The organism is Actinoplanes sp. NPDC048791, assembly GCF_040650095.1.
Taxonomy (GTDB): Bacteria; Actinomycetota; Actinomycetes; order Mycobacteriales; family Micromonosporaceae; genus Actinoplanes.
The window spans coordinates 1-3268 of the sequence record NZ_JBEZGQ010000943.1 but is presented as its reverse complement, the minus strand read 5'-3'; the positions used below and the strand labels follow the sequence as shown (position 1 = coordinate 3268).

The following is a 3268-nucleotide window of genomic DNA, read 5'->3' as shown; positions in this document are numbered from 1 at the left end:
GGGTCCACCGCCGCGGGATTCCCCGTGCCTGGTTCGCCCGCGCCGGTCACCCCGGCGCCGCCGGCGTCGCTGAGCTCGGACTTCCCGTCCGCCGGCAACGGCCGGACAACGACGACCAACGGCAACGGCCTGACCGGCGCGGGCCTCAACGTGCCGGGCGTGGGCGGCCCAACCTTGGATTCGCCCGGCGTAGATGGTCCTGCCCTGGACGGTCCTGGCCTGAACGGCCCGGCCCTGGACGGTGCCGGCCTGAGTGGTCCTGGCCTGAACGGCCCGGCCTTGGATGGTCCCGGCCTGAACGGCCCTGGCCTGACCGGGCCCGGCCCGGATGGGCTGAGTGTCGACGGCCCGCTCCGGCACGGCGAGGGCCCGGCGATGCTGGGCACCCCGCCGCAGGTGCCGCCGCGGATCCCGTCACCCCGGGTCGCCCCGGACACGATGCCTGGAGCCCCGAAGGCGATGCCCGGAGCCCCGGACACGATGCCCGGAGCCCCGACGGCGATCCCCGGAGCCCCGAAGGCAATGCCCCCGGCCAGCCCGAAGGCGATGCCCAAGGACGAGCCGTCAGCTGACGAAGCCGACGAGCCACTGCTGCCGCGCCGCGTCCGTCAGGCCAGCCTCGCCCCGCAGCTGCGGGGACCGGTAGCCGAGCAGACCGCGGCCCCGTCGCGTTCGCCGGAGCAGGTCCGGTCCCTGATGAGCGCGCTGCAGCAAGGCACCACCCGAGGCCGGCGCGAAGCGGCCGGACTGGCCGCCGCGGCGGCCGGCAGTGCACCGGACGACAGGGCAAGCAATGGTCCGGAAACTGACAAACAGCAGACGGTTGGGGAGCCGATGTGGTCCGAGGCGGCTACCGTCATTTTCCCGGCAGTGCAGGACCCGGTGGCGGCCGGATCCGACAACAGCACAGACAACGCGCCCGAAAATCACGAGAACCGGCCGGATAAGGACGCATAAGTGGGATACACGACAAACCAGAGTGCCAACCTCACCTGGCTGCTCGACGACCTGATCGAGCGAGTGCCCTCCGCGCAGCAGGCGGTGGTGCTGTCGGCGGACGGGCTCATGATGGGCGCCTCGGCGGCGCTGAGCCGGGAGGACGCCGAGCACCTGTCGGCGATGGCGGCAGGCTTCCAGAGCCTGGCCAAGGGCGCGAGCCGGCACTTCCGGGCCGGCCCGGTGCGCCAGACCGTGGTCGAGATGGAGGACGCGTTCCTCTTCGTCACGGCCGCCGGGCTGGGCGCGTGCCTGGCGGTGCTGGCGGCCAGCGACGCGGACCTGGGCCTGATCGCGTACGAGATGGCCATGCTCGTCACCCGGGTCGGGCAGACGATGGATGCGCCGGAACGGCCTGCCGGGTCCGATGCCCGCTGACCGACGGGCCTCGAACGACTGGGTGGGCCAGGACGGGGGCCCGATGCCCGCTGACCGACGGCCCGCGCACGAGTGGGGCCCGGCGCCGGCGGGACCGCGGGCGTCGCACACCTGGGAAGGCGGGCACCGGGCCGACCCGCTGCGGGCCCCGCACGACTGGATGGACCAGGATGCGGGTCCGGTGGTCCGGCCGTATGCGGTCACCCAGGGCCGGGTCGCCCCCTCCGGCGGCGAGTTCGACCTGGTCGCCTTCGTGGTGGCGACCGTGCCCGACGCGCCGCCGGCACCGTCGCTGCAACCGGAGCATCATGCTCTGGTCGGCGCGGCGTGGGAGCCCACGTCCGTCGTGGAACTAGCCTCCAAACTGGACCTCTCCATCGGGGTCGTCCGGGTCTTGCTGGGTGATCTACGCTCGGCGGGATTGATTTCGCTCTACGAACCCCCCGCGGCCTCTCAGCCGCACGACGTCGACGTACTCAAGGCGGTTGTCAATGGACTCCGTGCGCTCTGACCGAGACGGCACGCGCTCGCGTATCCCGGTCGCGCTCAAGATCCTCATCGCCGGCGGGTTCGGTGCGGGCAAGACCACCATGGTCGGCTCGGTCAGCGAGATCCGGCCGTTGCAGACCGAGGAGGTGCTGACCGGTGTCGAGGGCGCCGACGACACCTCGGGCGTCGAGGGCAAGCGGACGACGACCGTCACCATGGACTTCGGTCGCATCACGATCACCGAGGATCTGCAGCTCTACCTGTTCGGCACGCCGGGGCAGGACCGTTTCTGGTTCCTCTGGGACGAGTTGTCGCAGGGTGCGCTCGGTGCCGTCGTGCTGGCCGACACCCGGCGGCTGGCGGACTGCTTCCCGTCGATCGACTATTTCGAGCAGCGTGGCACGCCGTTCGTCGTGGCGGTGAACTGCTTCGACTCCGACCGGCGCTTCGGCGCGAAGGCGGTCGCCAAGGCGCTCGACCTGGATCCCGATGTGCCGGTGGTGGAGTTCGACGCCCGCGAGCCGCTGGCCGCCCGCAACGTGCTGATCGAGTTGGTCGAATACGTAGCCCGCCGGCAGCTGCTGGCGGCCGGCGCCCGCTGAGGTCGCCGGCGCGGCGTCAGCCGTAGTGCTGCGCTGACGGGTACGGCGACGGCCAGCCGCCGGGCGGGGTGCCGTGCTGCGCGACCGGCAGGCAGATCAGCTTCGAGGAGAGCCGGTTCACCGCGCGCATCGGCAGCACGCCGCGGATGACGAGGTCCTCGGGCTGGGCGTAGGGGCCGCGGTTGAGCCGGTCGATCACGATCCCGTGGGCCTGTTCGGAGCTGATCCCGGGCAGTCGGGCCAGCTCGTTGCCGGGCACGTGGTTCACGTCGACCAGGCCGCCGTCGTCGAAGGCGCGCATCAGGTCCGGGCGGCCGATGCCGAGGGCGCGGGCCCGTTCCGGGTCGAAGGTGGCGAACTGGCGGGCCTGGTCGCGCAGGGTGCGGCTGCGGGGGCTGTCGCCCGGGTGTGACGCCAGCACCGCGCCGTGCACCGCCGAGGCGATGGCGATCACGGCGAACATCGTGAAGGCGATCCACTCGGTCGGGTTCAGGTCGGGGCTCTCGACCGGGCTCGGGTTCGAGGCGGCGATCACGAAGGCCACCACGAACAGCACCGTGTAGCCCAGGGCGAAGAGGAACTGGCGTCGCTCCTGGCGGCGGATGCCCGCGTACACGAAGTAGATCCAGCTGCCGAACGAGCAGATGACGATCGGCAGCACGGCGGCCATGATCACCTCGCCGACCGGGAACCGTTTGCGGGGCGGCGCGTACGCGGGCGGCGCCGGCGGCGCGAGTCCCCAGGCCGCCGCACCGATGGGGTATCGCGCCGGGCCGGGCGCGGGGCGCCGGTCCGGCACCACC

Annotated in this window: 4 protein-coding genes and 1 pseudogene; 4 read left to right on the top strand and 1 reads right to left on the bottom strand. The window is 72.4% G+C overall.

What is annotated here, in order from left to right:
• The first annotated feature begins 546 nt into the window (after positions 1-546).
• From AB0C29_RS40160 to AB0C29_RS40145, 4 genes are all read left to right on the top strand, one after another.
• Positions 547-957: a hypothetical protein gene (locus tag AB0C29_RS40160; protein ID WP_360832107.1), complete on the top strand. Its 411-nt coding sequence runs from the start codon at positions 547-549 to the stop codon at positions 955-957.
• Positions 958-1374 carry a roadblock/LC7 domain-containing protein gene (locus AB0C29_RS40155; RefSeq protein ID WP_212989688.1) on the top strand — a complete coding sequence of 139 codons (417 nt, stop codon included), beginning with the start codon at positions 958-960 and terminating at the stop codon, positions 1372-1374.
• A gap of 160 nt (positions 1375-1534) precedes the next feature.
• Positions 1535-1885: a DUF742 domain-containing protein gene (locus AB0C29_RS40150; RefSeq protein WP_360555403.1), complete on the top strand. Its 351-nt coding sequence runs from the start codon at positions 1535-1537 to the stop codon at positions 1883-1885.
• On the top strand, positions 1866-2465 hold the full coding sequence (locus tag AB0C29_RS40145; protein ID WP_360555009.1) for an ATP/GTP-binding protein: 600 nt from the start codon (positions 1866-1868) through the stop codon (positions 2463-2465). Before AB0C29_RS40150 ends, AB0C29_RS40145 begins: the two co-directional genes overlap by 20 nt.
• Positions 2466-2481: 16 nt before the next feature.
• Here AB0C29_RS40145 and AB0C29_RS40140 read toward each other — a convergent pair.
• A pseudogene (locus tag AB0C29_RS40140) lies at positions 2482-3268 on the bottom strand (hypothetical protein); the annotation flags it as partial.